This is a genomic window from Haloferax sp. DFSO60 (assembly GCF_046557615.1).
GTDB lineage: Archaea > Halobacteriota > Halobacteria > Halobacteriales > Haloferacaceae > Haloferax.
On record NZ_JBKIII010000003.1, the window covers coordinates 12,550 to 29,851 of the forward strand.

The 17,302-nt window shown below is 60.1% G+C and carries 17 protein-coding genes; 7 read left to right on the forward strand and 10 right to left on the reverse strand.

Annotation, left to right across the window (positions count from 1 at the left end; translation table 11 throughout):
- Positions 1-89: 89 nt before the first annotated feature.
- The 3 genes from ACK509_RS14600 to ACK509_RS14610 all read right to left on the reverse strand — a co-directional run bounded on the left by ACK509_RS14600 (position 90) and on the right by ACK509_RS14610 (position 2,259).
- Positions 90-1,211 carry an AI-2E family transporter gene (locus ACK509_RS14600; RefSeq protein ID WP_410767288.1) on the reverse strand — a complete coding sequence of 374 codons (1,122 nt, stop codon included), beginning with the start codon at positions 1,209-1,211 and terminating at the stop codon, positions 90-92.
- A gap of 232 nt (positions 1,212-1,443) precedes the next feature.
- Complete coding sequence (locus ACK509_RS14605) at positions 1,444-1,998, reverse strand: metal-dependent hydrolase (protein WP_410767289.1); 555 nt, start codon at positions 1,996-1,998, stop codon at positions 1,444-1,446.
- 42 nt (positions 1,999-2,040) lie between these two features.
- Entirely contained in the window at positions 2,041-2,259 is a 219-nt protein-coding gene (locus ACK509_RS14610) for a DUF1328 domain-containing protein (RefSeq protein ID WP_410767290.1), read from the reverse strand.
- A 321-nt stretch (positions 2,260-2,580) separates the two neighbouring features.
- On the opposite strand from ACK509_RS14610, the gene ACK509_RS14615 reads away from it, so the two are divergent.
- Positions 2,581-3,303, forward strand: a complete 723-nt coding sequence (locus ACK509_RS14615) for a DUF2270 domain-containing protein (protein WP_410767291.1) — start codon at positions 2,581-2,583, stop codon at positions 3,301-3,303.
- Positions 3,296-3,658, forward strand: a complete 363-nt coding sequence (locus ACK509_RS14620; RefSeq protein ID WP_410767292.1) for a diacylglycerol kinase family protein — start codon at positions 3,296-3,298, stop codon at positions 3,656-3,658. The genes ACK509_RS14615 and ACK509_RS14620 overlap by 8 nt, the downstream gene beginning before the upstream one ends.
- 270 nt (positions 3,659-3,928) lie before the next feature.
- Here ACK509_RS14620 and ACK509_RS14625 read toward each other — a convergent pair whose 3' ends face one another.
- Entirely contained in the window at positions 3,929-4,969 is a 1,041-nt protein-coding gene (locus ACK509_RS14625) for an AI-2E family transporter (RefSeq protein ID WP_410767293.1), read from the reverse strand.
- Between the two features lie 297 nt (positions 4,970-5,266).
- On the opposite strand from ACK509_RS14625, the gene ACK509_RS14630 reads away from it, so the two are divergent.
- Entirely contained in the window at positions 5,267-5,446 is a 180-nt protein-coding gene (locus tag ACK509_RS14630) for a TrkA C-terminal domain-containing protein (RefSeq protein WP_410767294.1), read from the forward strand.
- Between the two features lie 124 nt (positions 5,447-5,570).
- On the opposite strand, the gene ACK509_RS14635 is transcribed toward ACK509_RS14630, so the two are convergent.
- On the reverse strand, positions 5,571-6,824 hold the full coding sequence (locus ACK509_RS14635) for an anion permease (RefSeq protein WP_410767295.1): 1,254 nt from the start codon (positions 6,822-6,824) through the stop codon (positions 5,571-5,573).
- 368 nt (positions 6,825-7,192) lie between these two features.
- Between ACK509_RS14635 and ACK509_RS14640 the strand changes: the two genes are divergently transcribed.
- The 3 genes from ACK509_RS14640 to ACK509_RS14650 all read left to right on the forward strand — a co-directional run bounded on the left by ACK509_RS14640 (position 7,193) and on the right by ACK509_RS14650 (position 11,490).
- Positions 7,193-9,127, forward strand: a complete 1,935-nt coding sequence (locus ACK509_RS14640) for an aconitate hydratase (RefSeq protein ID WP_410767296.1) — start codon at positions 7,193-7,195, stop codon at positions 9,125-9,127.
- Positions 9,128-9,359: 232 nt separating this feature from the next.
- Positions 9,360-9,692, forward strand: a complete 333-nt coding sequence (locus ACK509_RS14645; protein WP_410767297.1) for a hypothetical protein — start codon at positions 9,360-9,362, stop codon at positions 9,690-9,692.
- 76 nt (positions 9,693-9,768) lie between these two features.
- Positions 9,769-11,490, forward strand: coding sequence for a cation:proton antiporter (locus ACK509_RS14650; RefSeq protein ID WP_410767298.1), 1,722 nt, complete (start codon positions 9,769-9,771; stop codon positions 11,488-11,490).
- Positions 11,491-11,588: 98 nt separating this feature from the next.
- On the opposite strand, the gene ACK509_RS14655 is transcribed toward ACK509_RS14650, so the two are convergent.
- The 5 genes from ACK509_RS14655 to ACK509_RS14675 form a co-directional block, all read right to left on the reverse strand.
- The gene (locus ACK509_RS14655) at positions 11,589-12,068 is read right to left on the reverse strand and encodes a hypothetical protein (RefSeq protein WP_410767299.1); all 480 of its coding nucleotides are present in this window, start codon (positions 12,066-12,068) and stop codon (positions 11,589-11,591) included.
- Positions 12,069-12,184: 116 nt separating this feature from the next.
- Positions 12,185-12,586 (reverse strand): hypothetical protein, encoded by a 402-nt coding sequence (locus tag ACK509_RS14660; RefSeq protein ID WP_410767300.1) that lies wholly within the window; start codon positions 12,584-12,586, stop codon positions 12,185-12,187.
- A 374-nt stretch (positions 12,587-12,960) separates the two neighbouring features.
- A complete protein-coding gene (locus ACK509_RS14665; protein ID WP_410767301.1) occupies positions 12,961-14,541 on the reverse strand; it encodes an acetolactate synthase large subunit in 1,581 nt (526 codons plus the stop codon).
- Positions 14,538-15,899, reverse strand: coding sequence for an NAD-dependent succinate-semialdehyde dehydrogenase (locus tag ACK509_RS14670; protein WP_410767302.1), 1,362 nt, complete (start codon positions 15,897-15,899; stop codon positions 14,538-14,540). Before ACK509_RS14670 ends, ACK509_RS14665 begins: the two co-directional genes overlap by 4 nt.
- Positions 15,900-16,112: 213 nt before the next feature.
- Positions 16,113-16,631, reverse strand: coding sequence for a CBS domain-containing protein (locus ACK509_RS14675; protein WP_410767303.1), 519 nt, complete (start codon positions 16,629-16,631; stop codon positions 16,113-16,115).
- A gap of 120 nt (positions 16,632-16,751) precedes the next feature.
- Between ACK509_RS14675 and ACK509_RS14680 the strand changes: the two genes are divergently transcribed.
- The gene (locus ACK509_RS14680) at positions 16,752-17,180 is read left to right on the forward strand and encodes a hypothetical protein (protein WP_410767304.1); all 429 of its coding nucleotides are present in this window, start codon (positions 16,752-16,754) and stop codon (positions 17,178-17,180) included.
- Positions 17,181-17,302: the final 122 nt, after the last annotated feature.

Sequence of the window (17,302 nt, forward strand, 5' to 3'; positions counted from 1 at the left end):
AGAATCGAACACCCGGTCCGATCGGGAGGCTCGTTCTCTCCGACCGGCTTCGATATTCCCGATCACGACGGCGATCCTGGGATACGGGGTTACCCCCGGGTCGTGCCCGGTCCATCTGTATCCGACGTAGCCGTGTCGGCATCGTCTTGCTGCATCTCCTCCGCGTCGGCACCGGTCCCCTCGGCGAGGTAGGGCTCCGCCACGATGGGGTCGCCGTGGAGGAGTTCGGGGAGGACGATCCGAACCGCCTCCAGCATCAGGACGAACACGATGGGCAGGAGGAACAAGCCGTACCACCCGAACAGGATCGGGCCGAGGATGTAGGCAAAGAGGAGGAGCATCGAGTTCAGCTTTCGCCCGGAGATGTAGGGCTGGACGACCGACTGCGGGAGGATATCAAGCACGAGGAAGTAGACGAGGAGGAGGGCGCCGAGGAAGACGAACTGCCGGCCTCCTGCTTGAACGGCGAGGTACGCGACGATCGGAATGTAAACTACCTTGCTGACGACTATGGGGATGAGGCTGGTGAGTCCCGTGAGCACTCCCAGCGTGAACGCCATCGGGATCTGCATCTCGGCCGGTGCAACGAGGTTCGTGATCGTGTACGCCGTCGTCGCTACCACGGACATAAAGAGGACGAATAGAAGGTTCCCGAAGAAGATCGACTCGAGGTCGGTGTCCACGGCGAGGGCATACGCGAACACGGTCTCTTCCTGACCGCCGACCAGCTTCGCGAACGCGCTCGAGAGCGCCTCGTCGTATACGAGCAGGGCGTACGACAGTGTCACGGCCAGGGATAGCAGGAAGATCGTTCCGGAGACCACGTCGAGAACCTGTAGTCCCTGCTGGAGGGTGTCCCCGGACAGCAGGTCAGTCAGTCGATCGAACGACGCCGGATTTCTAAGCAGCGCCGCCGGACTCGTCTCTTCGACGTCTGGACCGAGAACCCAGGAGACGAGCTTCGAGGACATGCTGTCGTCGAACTGCTGCTGGACTTGCAGGAGGATCCGTATTCCGGCGTAGAGCGCGAGTACCAGCACCGGAACGAGCACCGTTAGCGCCGTCAGCCCGGCTGCCATCCGCTTCGATTCGGTGACCGTCTCGAAGCGGTTGGAGATTGGCCGGGTAGCGTAGTACCCGGACACGCCCAGAACGAGCATGCCGACGAACGTGTGCGCGATAAACAGCGCCGCCCCCGCGAGGACGGACACGTACAGCCACCAGAACGTACCACCCCGGTCCGGTACCGTCACGATCCAGCCGCTCCCGTCCGTTGGCTCCCCGGGGAGGACGGGAGTTCCCTGTAGCGGATCGAGGACGAACGGGTCCCCGGCCGGTTCTCACGCGCCGATGCTCGACCGCTCGCGCGACTGGGCGACCGGCGAGGGCGTCTCTTCCCCGACGAGTCGAGCCCGTATCGTGTCTGTTCGTCTCGTGGCGGTCTCATAGTGGGAGCAGCCGATGGCGGTGGTCGGGGGATGTGGTCAGATACCCGATCGAAACGTGTGCGATCACCATCACCGTGAGAAACCCGACGTTGATCCAGCTGGCGTTGTACCAGACGAGGTCGATACCCCAGGACCCGTCGACGAAGGGCCACAGCGGTTCGATGGGCGTCGAGATGTCGGGTGCTGAGAGCATATCGGCGAACACGTGACTGAGGCCCCCGGCCAGGAATCCCAGGAAGGAGAACACGAACAGGCGGGACCTGTCGAATCGCTCGCTCTTGATCCACTCGTCGATCCGACCGGTGAACAGCGCCGCGAGGACTGCTGCACCGACCAGACTCGCGACTGTCACGAACAGGACCGTGTGCGTCACCCCGTGGTGATGTACCTGGCCGGGGAACAACTTCACGAGCCACAGATCGATGTCGGGGAAGAGTGCGGCGACTGCCGCGAAGGCGACGAACACGACGCTGGCCCTGTCGTTCCAGACGAACCACGCCGGGAGCGCGAACAGCAATCCGAATGCGAGGTGCCCCATGACATCTACCATCGACCGCTACCTCGGACTGACTCGACAGGTATCATTCTGAGCCTACAGAATGAACGTGACAATCGCGAGAATGACGAAGATGATGACGAGCCACTTTGCGATATCCATACTGAGTCCAGCGACCCCCCGAGCACCGAGCACTGCTGCGACGACCGCGAGTATCAAGAAGAGGACTGCAAGCTCAATGAAACCACCTCCGAACTGCAACGGCACCCCCTGGGCTGAGACGGCACTATCTAGAACTCCGTGTGGTGCTATCATACCTCACCTACGTCTCCCGAGTATTTTAACCCGTGACAGATTCACCCTCATCTTGTTTTTTGAGTATTCGAGTGATTCCATCTGTGTGAGAGTAATTCACTCGGTTGACCAGGTCATAGTCTCTTTCGGCTCTGTGGAAGTCAACTATAGTTGACATTCAGAAGAGTAGCCCCTCACGCGTTATTCCGCGGATCTGGTGAGAATCTGGCTTCTCAGAAAATCGCCAGACGTAGCGAGGGTTTCAACAAAGTCGAAATATTCTATATCTACAGAGAGCCAGACCGTGGAAGTGCTTTCACTGCTGGTACCGTACCTCTCTGTATGTCCGATGAACCGCCAGGCGACCCAGAACGAGCAGAAGAAGCCAAACTTGGCAGCGAGATCGCCGATCACAGCACGGAGATGAGTTCGATATTGGGTGATGCCTATCGCGGAGAATTGGACCGAGAGACGACATGGCGGTCACGCCTCGACCAGACGACTACGTGGGGGGTAACGGTTGTGGCTGCGATTCTCACGTGGGCGTTTTCCAGTGGCGATAATCCACATTATATCATTCTCGTCGGTATTCTAGTACTCTCTTTCTTCCTGTTTATTGAAGCACGGCGGTATCGTGACTATGATGTCTATCGCTCACGAGTGCGTCTCTTCCAACAGAACTTGCTTGCAGACGCGCTTGATCCGTCAGTGGGGGTTGAACATGAGGATTGGCGGAGCAAACTCAGTCGAGATTATCGGACACCGACGCTGAAAGTATCAACATGGGAAGCCACAGCAAACCGTCTTCGACGGATTTACCTTCCGCTGCTGGCTGTGTTACTCGTCGCGTGGCTGTTCCGAATTACGGCGTTCGCGCCAAACGAGAGTCTACTGGCGACAGCCACCATCGCCGTCGTCCCTGGAACTCTCGTCGTAGCTGCCATCGCTCTCTATTACATAGCCGCCATTATAATTGCACTGTGGCCCCGGGAACGGCATGCAAAAGGAGAGTTTCGTGAAGGCGCTCCAGGGACGTGGAAAGAGGATGAGAACGACAATGGCTGACAACAGAAATCCAGCACCTGACGACCAGAACGGGCCCACCTCGACCCGCTCAGACGGGAACGAACAGTGGGTTATCCTCAATCCGACGAGCGGAACGGCAGACCACGTCGACGACGCTCGTCAGTCCGCAGATGAACGGAACTATACGATCCAGGAAACGACACGCGAAGAACACGCGGTGCAGCTCGCGCAAGACGCTGCTGCGAACGACGTTGATCGACTGGCTGTGGCGGGTGGCGACGGGACGCTCCACGTATGCCGTGATTGTGGAGACGACATCGAAGACCCCACCGACACGAACACCTGTCCTCACTGCGGCGGAATGCTCGTAAACAGTACTGTCCCGCACGATTAGCGGTGCAATCCGACGAAACCCTCCACACTCTTAGTCGACACCGTGAGCAAACCCCGCTCGGTGGAGATTCGTCCTGACTGGACGAGCTCGACCCCTGCTCGTCTGTCTGTACAAGGGACAAGATGGGTAGGTAGCACCACTCGGAACCGAATCTCATCACATTCGAATCAGCGAATCCGATGCCGTCGCGGTGTGGCAAACGATCGACGTCGGCGGGTGAGATGGTACCGCGGCCACGGTCACGTGAGGACCGATGGCGGAAACGATACCCTATCGACCGACGGTCGAGTCCGCTCGCTCCTGGGCAAACAGGTCAAGGACGACCTTCGAGCCGCCGAGTATGACAGGGCCGACGAACAGGCCGATGGCCCCGAACAGAACGATTCCCCCGAAGATACCCACGACGATGGTCGCGACGTTGATCGCCCCGCTCCGGTTGATGATCGCCGGTCGAAGATAGAGGTCCGAGGCGCTGACCACCGACCCGTAGACGAAAAACAGTACCGCTGTAGTGGGGCGACCGATCGCGAACAGGTAACCCGAAACCGGAAGCCAGACACCGAATGCCCCAACGAGTGGGAGCAACGTGAGAACAAATGTCGCCACGGTCAAGAACACAACCCCGGGCATGCCAACGAGCGCCAATCCGATGCCGAGTAGTACCGCCTGGACCGCCGCGACGGCGACGTTCCCGATAACTGACGCCCACATGAGGGCGTCGAGTTCCCTAAGAAGTTCTCGTTCCACACGATCAGAGAGCGGGACGATCGACTGCAACCATGTGACGAACTGTTCACCGTCTCGCAACAACGCAAAGAGTACGAAGACCGTAACGGTGAGTCCGATAAGCACCCCAGGGAGACCGCCGATGACAGTTACCGCGCCGGTTGCGAGACGCTGCAACCCGCTCGCGATCGGCTCTTGATAGGTCGCGTACAACAGGTCGAAATCGATCACGTAGCCAATGGTTTCGAGTCGGGCCTGAACGATGTCGAGACTGAGTTCCCCTTCTTGGAGCGCGGTTAGCAGCCCCAGACCCTGCTGAACTGCGACTGTGAGGATATAGGCGATCGGGATGAAGAGGACAACTACCGAAAGCGAGATGAGGATGAGGGCGGCTGTAGCTGAGCTCGTGTGACGCTCGAGCGTCCGTTGTGCGGGTGCGAGGACGTATGCGAGGACGATTGCGAGCAGGATATACTGAAGCTGTGTGAAAACGAAAAGGAGGCCGAGAACCCCACCCACGACCGCCAAGATCGACAGTACAACGTGCTCCGAAAACCAATGCTGACGGTCTCCCTGTTCAGTCATATTCAGTATAGAGATTCCCCTCACCCTTGACTTGTGTGTACAGAATCGGGCCATCCGTCGGTGGTCGTCACCGGCTCCGAGTACGGGCACAAAGTGAACGGACACTATAACGCCAGATTACGAACTAGTGACGATCAAGCTGTAGAGCTAGAACCCTCGTGGTACTTCATTCGAATCCTCCGTGAATCGCACATAACGGCTCTACCAGGGCGCAGATGAGGCTGTGTCAATACCCGGTCTTTTCGGCTTTGTTGAAATGCTTAGTTCCGACTCGTTCAGGCCGACGCAGCACCGTTCGTGGGTGAGTCACTAGCGACCGTTCGTCGCGATTCTGAGCGCCGGTGGACCGTAGTCGGGCTGGTTCGTGACGGAACAGTCTCCACAGACGAACACACCATAATTGAGCCGGGGGATGAGGTGTTCGTCGCCGGCAGCGACGAGGGGATACAGCGGTTCGAGCGAACCGTGCATACTTGAGAATCGAACCAAATCGACTGACACTCTGCTCTGCTCTCGATATGTCGGTTGTGTCTTAGTTTTGTGTTTGCTGCCCGAGGGTGACGGATACTGGTAGTGACTGGTTACTGAACTCAGGATACACCTACAGTAGCACGCTGAAGAGGAGAAAGGAGCCGACGACCGAGAGCGAGGGTGCCAGGATCCAGAGGATGACGATTCGGCGTGTGGCGGCCGGGTCGAATAAGCTCTCTGCGCTGAGCTCGTCGATGTGTTCCTCCCCGATCGGGGGAACCGGTCTGTCTCTGTCCCGTCGCCCCGTCCGCTCGCCAGCCGTACTGCTCGCCAGCTCGCCGATGGTCGGGCTCGTCGGTCTGTCATCCGCCCCCGTAGACGCCGCGAGTGCACCCGTGGTGAGGCCCGCAGCCAACTCACGCTCGGTACGTCGGGTGGCGATCTCCGCGAGCGTGGCGGCGCGACTCGCTCGTCCCCAACCGAGTCCGATGATACAGCAGGTCGTGCTCACCGCGAGACTCGCCGGAATACCGAGATACGAGAGGACGGTGATGATGGTCGCCCCGATGCTCGAGACGACGAGTGCGGCCAGGATGGGCAGGTCGGTGATCCCATCACTGACCGTCGCAAGCGTCCGCCGGGCGATCGTGAATCCACCGAGGCCGATGGCGGCGACGGCGAGCACGATGCCTTGCTCTATCGAGATGGACCCGTTGCCAACGAGCGGCGCGACCGCATTCGCGGCGTTCGACGCCCCTGCACTGAACCCCATGTAACACGCGATTGCAATGACCAGAAACGAGCCGAAGAGGTCCCGGGGGGCTGCGTTCGTATTGAGGCGGAGGCGCGGAACGTTGCCCGAGCGATCGAGCTGGACGAGGTGCCGCTCGAAGCGCGTGAACGACATATGGGCCTCTAACTGGGGGTACAGATATCGGCCGACGATGGCACCAGTCACGAATCCGAGGAGTGGCGCAACGATCCACGCGGAGACGATCGTGAACATCAACGCCTCGTTGAGCGAGTTCGTTGCCAGACCGAGCCCGACGATTGCACCCACGGCAGTCATCGACGTCGAGGCGGGAACCCCGTAGAGATTCGAGAGCAAGAGTGCCAGACCGGTGAAGAACAGAACACCGACAGTCGCTATTGGTGAGAACTGCACCGCCGGAACGATGCCGTCGCTCATGGTGGCGATGACGTTCCGACCGACCGTCCACGCACCCAGAAACGCGAAGAGCGTGAACAGGGTTGCGGCAGTGGCCTTTCTGACGAGGCGACTCCCGACGGCCGGTCCGAACGCGACACCGGTCGACGACCCACCAATGTTAAACCCGACAAAGGCAGCCACGAGCAACCCCACGACAACGAGTGTAGGTACCATATTCAAGCGGTCCTTGTTCCAATAGTTCGGCCCGGAGACGTAATTCCGTGTCCCTCCTAGATGGTCGATGGACGTCGATGTATTCGACCCGGTTCGTAACTCCCCATGAACGGATTCCGGAGTGCATTCTCATATCCCTGATCACCGATCAGACCGGCGACTCCACCTCTCGGCCGATAATCGTCAGGAAGCTCGCTCTCTCGCCGTCCTCTATACGAAGCGATAGCCATCCACTTCGAGGACCATCATGGATGGGTGCCCCAATTAGTCTCACAATGCTGTGGCGGCCGCCCGTATCTTCCTGCCTGGGCGAGTGTAGTCGAATCGTGGCCGAAGAGCAAAGTGGGCAAGCGACGTATCTCTACTCTATGCCAGGGACTGTCACGGAGAAACTCATCGAAGACCACCTCGTCGAGGGTCGGTTGGAGCCGGGTGAAGAAATCGCACTGGACATCGATCAGACGTTGACCCAGGACGCCACGGGGACGATGGTCATGCTCGAACTCGAAGCCATGGGGGTCGATCACCTCGAAACCGAGCTCTCCGCCCAGTACGTGGACCACAACCTCATCCAAGAGGACAACAAGAACCCCGACGACCACCTGTTCTTGCGAAGTGCCTGCCAGAAGTGGGGGATCTGGTTCTCGCCCGCCGGCAACGGCGTCTCCCACCCCGTCCACCAGGAGCGGTTCGGCGTCCCGGGGAAGACGTTGCTCGGCTCGGACTCGCACACACCGGCCGCGGGTGCGATGGGCATGTTGGCTATCGGGGCCGGCGGTCTCGACGTCGCGATGGCGATGGCAGGCGAGCCCTACCACGTGGACATGCCGGAGGTGTGGGGCGTCGAGCTGCGGGGCGAACTCCCCGAGTGGTGCAGCGCGAAGGACGTCATCCTCGAGATGTTGCGACGCCACGACGTCGACGGCGGCGTCGGGCGCGTTATCGAATACCACGGCCCTGGGCTGGACTCGCTGACCGCGATGGATCGCCACGTCATCGCCAACATGGGTACCGAACTGGGTGCCACGAGTACCGTGTTCCCGGCCGACGACGCCGTCGAGCGGTTCCTCGCCCAGCAACACCGTGCGGATGAGTTCAAACCGCTCCACGCCGCCGACGACGTCGAGTACCACGTGACGGAGACGATTCGACTCGACGAGATCGAGCCCATGATCGCCAAGCCATCTAGTCCGGGCAACGTCGTTCCGGTGGCGGACGTGCAGGGCGAGGAGATCTACCAGGCCTACATCGGCTCCAGCGCGAACCCGGGGCTCCGGGACTTCGCGGTTCCGGCGATGATCGTCGATGGACAGCGAGTCCCACCCGAGATCAGCTTCGACGTGAACCCCACCTCCCGGCAGATACTCCAGAACCTGACCGAGATGGGATATCTCGGCAAGCTGTACGCGAGCGGTGCCCGCGTTCATCAGGCCGGATGCAACGGCTGTATCGGGATGGGGCAGGCACCTGCCTCTGGCCGGAACAGCCTTCGAACGGTCCCGCGGAACTTCCCCGGACGTACCGGTACCCGCGAGGACAGCGTGTTCCTGTGCAGCCCCGAAACCGCGGCCGCCGGTGCACTCACGGGTGAGATTACGGACCCACGGACCCTCGAGGAGACGCACGGCATTGCGTATCCAGCGTGGACCGAACCACAGGAGATCATCGTCGACGAGTCGGCACTCAGTGCACCGCCGGAGACCCCCCGTGGTGAGCTGGAGAAAGGACCTAACGTGAAGTCCTTACCAGAGTTCGAGCGCGTGCCGACCGCGATCACCGGCCCGGTGTTGATGAAGGTCGGCGACGACATCTCGACCGACGAGATCATGCCCGCTGGCTCGGAGGTGCTCCCGTACCGGTCGAACATTCCGAAGATCAGCGAGTGGGTGTTCGACCAGATCGAGCAGGGATTCTACAAGCGAGCCCAGGAGCAGGGAGCACCGTGGCTGGTCGTCGGCGGATCGAACTACGGGCAGGGGAGCTCACGCGAACACGCGGCGCTGGCACCGTACTACCTGGGGATGCGGGCGGCACTGGCGGTTAGCTATGCGCGCATCCACTGGCAAAACCTCGTGAACTTCGGCATCGTGCCGTTCGAGTTCGCCGACCGGAGCGACTACGACGCCATCGACCAAGGCGACACCCTCGAACTGCCGGCCGTTCGCGAGGAGATACAGAACGGCCGCAAGGTCACCGTGCGCAACGCCACGCAGGATACGACGTTCTCGGTCGAGCACAGATTGAACCCGCGACAGGTCGAGATCGTGCTGCAAGGCGGTTTAATCGAGGACTACAAGAACTAAACCAGAGCAATGGCGACCAGTCTGAGTGTCGCTTCAATTGTAGTCTTGCGAGTCCTCTTCGAGTTCGACTGGGTAGAGCTTTCGTAGCTCGAGTCTTGTGTCGCCAGTCGTGAACTGCCAGTCGACGAGTCGGTCTGCTACGTTGTGGTGAGTCTGCCACGCAGCGACATTCGAGGCGATCTCACCGACGTGCGTCCACACAGTTATCCGAATCGAGCGCCTATTTCGGAGGGTGCCAGATGACAAACGCAGCCGAAACGAGAACCCAGAGGACGAACAGCGACAACAGCCAGACCGGAAGCGGGAGGAGGTACGTGACCGCGCTCGTGAAGACCAAGCGATGAGCGGCGATCCTGGTGGAAGGCTTGGTGACCTCGATGAGGCACTCAAAGCCCACAACTATCCAACCTCGACAAACGAACTCGTCGAAGCCTATGGCGACTACGAGATAGAAACGCAGGACGGAACGGAATCCGTCGAAGAAGTGTTTGCATCAACCGAAGATCAAACGTACGACTCCGCCGATGATGTTCGAAGTCGATTACTGGGATTGATACATCGCTAACCCTAGAGTCTCGGTGCCACTATGCCCCGTCTCCCCTCTGCCCACGCTTAATTACTTTCCACTCGTCTGACTGGATATGGTCTCTGGCGTCGAGACATTACTGCTCGAGGTGCTGCCCGTGTTCATCATCGCGGCAGCCGTCGGAATCTTCGTCGCCAAGGTCTGGGAGCTTCCCTACACTATTGCACTCTTGTTGGCCGGACTTGCCGTCTCGATACTGGGGGTGGTTACTGACCTGGTCACCATCGACATTCGTCTCTCTCACGACATTATCTTCCTCGTTCTGCTCCCGCCACTCCTCTTCGAGGGAGCGGCGACCACGGATCTGGCGCAGTTCAGGCGCCACTTCGGTCCCATTCTCGTACTGTCGACCGTTGGCCTGCTCATCTCGATTGGTATTCTGGGCGTTCTCGGCCAGTACGCGTTCGGCTATCCGCTACTGGTGTCGCTTCTCTTCGCCGCAACGGTACTCCCGACAGATCCCGTTTCGGTGCTCGCACTGTTCGACGAACTCGGGGTCCCGGACCGCCTCGCCGTCGTCGTCGAGGGCGAGAGTCTGCTGAACGACGGCGTCGGTGTCGTCGTCTTCACCGCGCTCCTCGCACTCGTCGCGGACGGTGCAACGGCGACCGACCTCCTCTCGATTACCGGGCTGGGGACGCTCACCCTGGAGATGGTGTTCGTGAGTCTCGGTGGTGCGCTGGTCGGATACGTGTCCGGCTATGCGGTCTACAGTGTGATGCGAAACCTGGACGAGCACATGACCGAGGTCGTTCTCACGCTCATCCTCGTCTACGGCTCGTTCCTCATCGCTGAACACTACTTACACGTCTCGGGCGTCATCGCCACCGTGGTCGCGGGACTGCTCATCGGAAACCGCGGGGCTGACGAAGCGATGAGCCCCCAGACGAAGATTTCGATATTCACCAGCCTCGCGACGATGGCGTTTCTCGTGAACACGTTCATCTTCGTGATGATCGGCGTCACCACACCGGTCGATCAACTCGTCACGTACGCAAACCTCATTCTGCTGGCCATTCCACTGGTGCTGCTCGTGCGCGCACTCGCCGTCTACCCAGTTACCGCCCTGACGAACCGTCTCTCGACGTCTTCGATTTCGACCGAGTATCAGCACGTCATCGTCTGGGGCGGACTCCATGGGTCGATTCCCATCGCGCTGGTCCTCGGTCTCCGTCCGGACCTGTATCCCTCACTGCCGGTTGCGGAACTCCGTGCGATGGTCTTCGGTGTGGCAGCGTTCTCGCTGATCGTTCAGGGGCTGACGATGCCGACGCTTCTCGATCGACTCGGCGTCGTCACTCGCTCCGAAGCCGAGGAGGTGTACGAACTCCTGCTTGGACGCGTACGAGCCGTGGACGCTGCACTCGCTGCCGTCGAGAGGCTCCACGGGAACGGTGAGATTCCAGCGGAGATGTACGAGGCGTTCACGACGGAGTACGAACGTGAGAAGAGGCAGCTTCGAACAGTCATCCCGGCTCTTCTCGCTGCGTACCCGGAGGTGGGGCGCGAGGAACTCATGATGGGCGAGCGACGCGTCTTGCAGGCGGAGAAAAGTGCCGTGCTCGACGCGATTCGAACCGGTGTCGTCAGCGACGACGTCGGTGAGCGTCTCCTGGAGGAGACGAACCTCAAGCTCGATCGAGTCGAGGCGGGCGAGTCCACTGTGATCGACGGGAGGGAGGGGTACGACGAGGTCTGGCGCGAGCGCGTCCGGGAGTTAGGGCTCGCGGTAGACGAGCCCGACGGAGATGCAGACGAAGCGGCTAGAGAAGAATAACGGTCGCTCGTCGTCTGCCCGAATGCGCTCGATAGACCCCTTGTGTCACTCACCAATCGACTCACGACTGTCGGCATCGGGTCGGTGATCTACTCCGGTCACTCCTCGTCACGGGACTCGTACGTGTTTTCGGATGTGTCGTCGGCGAAGAAGCCGAACGTCTCGTCGTCACGCAGGAGGTAGTCGTTTTCGAGCATTTCCGAGACCACCCGTCCGAGGGTGTCGAGTTCAGACTCGATATCGTCCACGACTGCAGTGTCGAGTGCGTCACGAGCCGCTTGCGGGAGCGTCGGCGACTGGAAGCCGACCTCGTCCGTCGTGGCGTCCCAGTAGAAGTCGAAGTCGTCGATCAGGTCGTACTCGACGACCACCTCGAAGGTGGCCGCGGTCAGCCCAGTCTGGGCTGCCCACTCCTCGAAAGCGTCGTTCCACGCGCCGTTCGCCAGGATCGTCTTGATATCTTCCCGGCGATAGTCGTCTTCGGGGTCGTTAACTGGATTATCGATTGCTTCGTACTCACCCCTGGGCTGGGGCCCGTGGAGCGATGGCGGGTCCGGAATCGAAACGTCGAGAGCCATACCGAGATTTTGGCTATTCAACAGCAAATACGCTCCGCCCCTCCTGATGGTTGATGTGGGGAATCATCTTCATCGTGTTGATGATTGTCTCAATATCGCTCTGGGCGAAACTGCGTTCACTCGAGCGACCGCATCGTGTCGATCTCTCCGAGTTCCGTCCAGTCGTCATCGGGAGCGGCGTACCGCCGAACGACGGGCGTACTCCACCGCCCGTCATTGTATTCTGCGCGCAGTTCGTATCGGGCATCCTCGTCCGGTGGCCGAATTTCTAACAGAAGCCGTTCGTGTGGAGTGTACGTGATCGGATTGACCCGCCCGTGTATGGTGGTTCCATCGGCGAGAGTCACGGACGCCTCCTGGAAGATATCCAATCCGGCGAGCGTCTCGATTAGATATCGGATTGCGTTCTCTGAGGTCAGCCGGTGTCCTTCGGTCTGCTTGAAAAACGTCGCGTCTGTAATCGGGTCGATGCCTTCTGCTTCGAGTCGGCGGTTCTCCTGCTGGACTCGCATACTCATGAGCCGTTGTATCTCGCGCAATCGGAAGGCGATCGTCCGGATCTCATCTCGTGTATCCGATTCTTTGGTTTTGGGTGTCTCTCCACGGTTTGGTTGCTCAACCATGGTAGTGTGTATCACCCCGATGCCCAATAATAGTATGCGGACACCCGTCCTCCGGATACTGTGGAGCCGCGTGTTCGTCGCTTACTCCTCGTCCCCAGTCTCCACGTGATCTTCGACCCGGCGTCTGATACCGATACGGACCGGTCTCTCACTCATTGGTGGGTTCCCATCGGGAGCGGTAATGTTCGAGTAGATGGTTTGACTTGGCCATCTACATCTCTCGTCATAGCCGTAAATGTGGGATGCAGAAGAAAAGATAGTTATCCCTGCTACCCAAGCGAGATTTCGACCAGGGACATCTCGTTCGCAGGAACAACACTTTCGAGGACAGTCTCCACCTCGGACCACGTCTCTGGCCGGTAGCTATCGATTCCGAAGCTCTCGGCGAATCGCTCGAAGTCAGGGTTCGTCAGTTCGGTCCCGAAGTGTTCACCGGTGTGTGCGAGCTGGTTCTCCGAGATGAGGCCGTAGTCGTCATCGTTGAACACGACGATCGTATACCCGAGGTCGAGGCGGGTTGCCGTCTCTATCTCGGCTGCATTCATCAGAAACCCACCGTCGCCGGTCGCGACGACGACGTTCGCATCGGTCGCGAGATCGGCAGCGATTCCGCCAGGGACGGCGATTCCCATACTTGCCAACCCGTTCGAGATGATGCACGTGTTGGGTTCGTAGGTGGGGAAATTCTGTGCGATTGCCATCTTGTGACTCCCAACGTCGGAGAGCAGAATGTCTTCGTCAGCCATCGCCTCCCGGAGGAACGGAAGCGTCCGTTTCACCGAGAGCGGGTCGTCTGAGTCGGGTTTTCGTTGCACGTCTGCGACGATTCGCTCACGCAGGTCCTGGCACCACTCTGGCCCAGGCGCTGATTCGAGACGCATCCGTAGCTCTCGGAGGACGGCCGAGATGTCAGCGACAATTTCCACGTCAGGATTGTAGTGTCGGTATACTTCAGCAGGTTCGTGATCGACGTGGATGATGGCCTTATCGAGGTCGGCGTTCCACGAGCGAGGGTCGTGCTCAGCGATGTCGTAGCCGACTGCGAGTACACAATCGGCCCGGGAGATTGCCGTGGATGCCTCGGACTGCGGTCCAGAACCGAGCGTCATCAGCGAATCGTCGAGCCGATCCGAGACCGCTCCCTTCCCCATGTACGTCGCGACGACGGGCATCCCAGCGTGGTCGACCAGCTCTCGCAACCGGTTCGATGTTGACGTTCGGACGGCACCGTTACCGGCTAACACCAGCGGGGTATCTGCGTTCTCGAGGAGTTCGACGGCGCGGTCGAGCGACCGCTCGTCGGGGGCAGCCCGTCGCACACGTGGCCGAATTGGGAGCGGCTCTGCATCGAGCTCTTGTGCTGCTACGTCCTCGGGGAACTCGAGGTGGGTCGCACCGGGTTTCTCGTACTCGGCGAGCTTGAACGCCTTGCGTACTGACTCCGGGATGATCTCGGCATCGGTGATCTGTGTGTTCCACTTCACGACCGGCTCGAACATGTGGACGATGTCGAGGGCTTGGTGGCTCTCCTGGTGGAGACGTTCGAGCCCCCCTTGTCCCGTAATCGCGACAAGTGGGGACTTGTCCAAATGGGCGTCCGCGACACCCGTGAGAAGATTCGTGGCACCCGGTCCCAACGTGGAGAGGCAGACACCAGCTTCGCCTGTCAACCGGCCGTGGACGTCAGCCATGAACGCCGCACCCTGTTCGTGTCGAACCGGGATGAACTGAATGTCTGAATCTCGAAGTGAGAACAGCAGGGCCTCGAGTTCCTCTCCGGGGAGCCCGAACACGTACTCGACACCCTCTGTTTCGAGACACCTGACGAGGAGGTCGGATGCCTTCATCATTCCACCCAGACGGTCTTGCGATTGACGAACTCCATGATGCCCGCATTCGAGAGTTCTCGGCCGTAGCCAGATTCCTTGACCCCACCGAACGGGACCCGTGGGTCGGACTTCACTAGCTGATTCACATACACGTTACCAGCGTCGATCTGTCGAGCGAGTCGCTCACCGCGCTCACGGTCTTCGGTCCAGATGCTCGCACCCAGACCGAACTCCGTGTCGTTGGCTTTCGCGACCGCCGCGGTCTCGTCTGGGACCTCGTAGACGGCGGCGACGGGACCGAACGTCTCCTCGCTGTCGGCCGGGCAGCCCTCAGGGATATCGGCGAGGATTGTCGGGGGGTAGTACGCACCCTGCCGGTCGAGGGGTTCACCACCTGTGACGACCCGTGCACCCGCCTCGACGCTCGCCTCTACCTGTCCGTGGAGGTCCTCCAGGAGATCTTGACGGGCCTGTGGACCGACGTCGGTCTCCTCGTCCATCGGATCGCCAACCGTGAGTGACGAGACCACCTCGGTGAACCGGTCGAGGAACGCCTGATACACGTCCGTGTGAACGATGAATCGTTTGGCTGCGATACAGGACTGCCCACCGTTCTGGTTTCGCGCCCACGCGCCGGTCTCCGCGGCGGCCGAAATATCTGCGTCGTCGAGAACGATGAACGGGTCGCTTCCACCGAGTTCCAGCACTGTCTTCTTGAGGTGTTCGCCCGCTGTCGACGCGACGGCCTTCCCGGCCGGTCCACTTCCGGTCAGTGTCGCGGCCCGGACGCGGTCGTCCGCGAGGATCCCCTCAACGAGATCCGACGGGACCAACAGTGACTGGAAGACCCCTTCGGGGTAGCCAGCCTCACGAAACACCTCCTCGATTGCCATCGAACAGCCGGGGACGTTAGAGGCGTGTTTCAGCAACCCGACGTTGCCCGCCGTCAGCGAGGGGGCGGCGAACCTGAACACCTGCCAGAACGGGAAGTTCCACGGCATTACTGCGAGGACCGGTCCCAGTGGCTCGTAGACAGTCTCGACCGCCGCTCCCGGTGGACTGGGGTGTCCCTCGGGTTCCAGGTACGCGCTCGCATGTTCCGCGTAGTGATCACAGCCCCACGCGCACTTTTCGACCTCTGCGATAGCTTGCGAGACCGGTTTTCCCATCTCGCGAGTCATCGTTTCGGCGTACTTGCGTTTGTTCTCCCGCAGGACCTCACCGGCAGCCGCAAGCAGTTCTTCGCGTTCCCGAACCGGCCGGAGGCGCCAGTCTTCGAACGCTGCATTCGCCCGACTGAGCGCTTTTTCGACCTCCGATTGGGTATGTTCAGCGTACGATTCGATTCGCTCGCCAGTCGACGGGTCGACTACGTCCATACCCGTGTGAATTGGATGTGCAAGAGGTTAACTCACAGGGGAGCCGTCGACTCCTGTCCGTCTGCGGAGTGGACTGCACCGCACCGAGATGCCAGCCATATCGAGCACCAAGGGTACGTTCAGAGTAGATCCCGGCGACACGCGTGACGTGGTGTGATCCGAGAGGATCGAATGCATCCTCACAAACGCCCGGAGACAGATCTGTCACCGGTCTCAGCCGTCGGCGGGGACTGCCCACGTTCGCCAGCCGGACCGATTCCTCGCCGCAGTTCGAGCGCCCTCGCGTAATCGGCCTGTGAGAGCATCCCCCACAACTGAACCGTTTTCCTCGACGAGTGCGTACGATGTCTTCGTGGTGCTGCTCTCCACGAGTGTGTCGAAGGCACTTGCCGTCGCCTGCACAGTTAGTGGTTCTCCGACCATCACGTCGGCAACCAGAGTGGTTGCACGGTTGTGCTGGTCGACGTTGTTCAGGTGTTGCAGTGAGACGACACCGACAGTGGCGCCCGTCTCGTTGGTGACACAATACTCGGTTCGCCGATCGGCGAGCATCTGATCGACGAACTCGGCGACTGTCGAAGTGGCAGGGATGGTGCGTGGATCACGCGTCATGACGTCCGCGACGGTGAGTCCAGCGAGCAAATCTTCGAGTGCCGTCGTGCGGGACTCGGAGGTCGCCGCCCCGTAGATGAACAGTGCGACGAGGAGGAAGATGACGTTGAACGAAAACACACCGATCACAGCGAACAGCAATGCGACGGAGATGTATCGGGTGCTTCAGTGATGGAACCACCGTTACCCATCGACCGCAGGCATACGAACGTTAATTCGCTTGGCCGTTCTCTACCGACTATGGCCGAGTTTCCTGACGAACGACAACTTGTACTACGGGCGCGTTCCCAGTTGGACCGGTGGACGAAAAATGCCCGAATGGAGGCGTACACTGAACTGTTCGAAGGTGACGATCCCATCCTCTCCTCCGAAGAGATACAACTGCTCGATGCGCTCGACTCTGAACTGGAGCGAGAGGGCGGCGATGGTGTCTGGGGAACTGACCAATACGGGATCCACACAGCGGGGACCTCGAGTTCGGATACCTCCCTCGGTGTGGTCTGTGTCTATCACCCACAGATCAGCAAAGACTCCGTCCTTCGTGGAGGAGACGGTCTCGACGACGAGACCGAAGAGCGACTCAATGCAGCGCTCTGGAAATACAGCGAGCGCGTCGCAACACTCATCGAAGAGAAGCTCCACGAATTTACCCGTCAAACGCAGAGCTGACGATTCGTCTCACCACTTTTACCAAATCGGTATCGGTGTGCAACTAATGTCTGGTTCGCTCGTGTTCGGGTGCGAGATTTAAAAATACGTCTTCCTCGGCTCCACACTCCGGACAGGTGTGC